Genomic DNA, 533 nt, shown 5'->3' with positions numbered 1-533 from the left:
GCCAAGACTAAAGCCGGTGAAGCCAAACAATTGGTTGAAGAAGTTAAGATGAGAGCGCATTCGGCAGAAACGTTAGCAAATAATGCAAAGCAGTTAGCGGATAGTGCAAAAGACACAGCGGTGGAAGCGAAGAATAAAGCAGAGGATGCTCATGTCCTTTCGCAAGACGCTAAGAGCACAGCAGAGACGGCAGAAGAGAAAGCCGCAAGAGCCGAAAAGAAGGCGGATGATGCGACAGTCACAGCTTCAGAAGCCAAGATTATGGCGCAAGAGGCAAAACAGGCGTTAGAGACATCAACAGCGCAACAAGATGCTTCAGAAGCATTGTCTAAAGCCGCTGAAGCGAAAAAAGTAGCAGATCAGGCAGCAACGTTAGCTAATGAAAGTAAAACGACAGCTGTTGAGGCAAAAGGTTTAGTGGAGGAAGTAAAACAATCGGTAGCGACAGCGACAGAAACAGCAGAAACGGTAGCTAACGAAGCCAAAGTAGCATCAGAAAGCGCTGTTACAGTGGCGAATACAGCGAAGACCAC

General features: G+C 47.5%; 1 pseudogene. It reads left to right on the top strand.

What is annotated here, in order from left to right:
• Positions 1-533: pseudogene (locus ACFIKR_RS09630) on the top strand (hypothetical protein); the annotation flags it as partial.

This window comes from Bartonella sp. MR30HLJHH, assembly GCF_042194195.1.
GTDB lineage: Bacteria > Pseudomonadota > Alphaproteobacteria > Rhizobiales > Rhizobiaceae > Bartonella > Bartonella grahamii.
This window is presented reverse-complemented; position numbering and strand designations above follow the sequence as displayed.